Here is a 527-nt window from a genome sequence, read left to right as displayed (position 1 = left end):
GAACATTGGCTGGCCTTGCCATCGCCGTTGCCATTGCGATGGCGCAGCCGAAAGTCTGGCCTGCCATGGCGCTGGCAAAAATCGGCCAAATCGCCGGCGCGCGCGCCGTGACCGATCCTGCAGCCGTGCTCGCCCGAACCCAGTTTCCATCATTCGTCCAGGAGGCCCTGCGTACGGCAGACATGCCCGTCGATGTATTGGACAACGCAGAAGCAAAGCTGGCCCAGAAAACATTCGTCACGCAGGTCCAGAAGGGCCCAGACCTCTTCCAGATGCAGGTCAACGGCTATTCTCCAGAAGACGCCAAGCGATTCCTAACCGGCGCCCTGGCGGTCCTGCAACGGGAACACCAGGTCTTGCTGAATTTCGCCATTAAGGAAAGGCAGGAGCGGCTCGCAAGTCTGAAAGCCTCGATAGAGGCCAACCAGAAGGAACATCAGGAAATTCTGGCCAGCATCAGATCCAATGCGGCGCTGGCAGGCCAAGAACTGTCCAATACGATCACGGTTTCCTATCTCCTGCGGGCC

The 527-nt window shown here is 59.0% G+C and carries 1 protein-coding gene; it reads left to right on the top strand.

From position 1 onward, the window contains the following. On the top strand, positions 1 to 527 hold a 527-nt coding region (locus KDH83_RS31350; protein WP_212323029.1), incomplete at both ends, for a hypothetical protein.

The organism is Achromobacter sp. Marseille-Q0513 (assembly GCF_018195695.1).
Classification (GTDB): domain Bacteria; phylum Pseudomonadota; class Gammaproteobacteria; order Burkholderiales; family Burkholderiaceae_B; genus Achromobacter.
The sequence above is the reverse complement of the archived record's forward strand: the minus strand, read 5'-3'. Positions and strand labels throughout refer to the sequence as shown.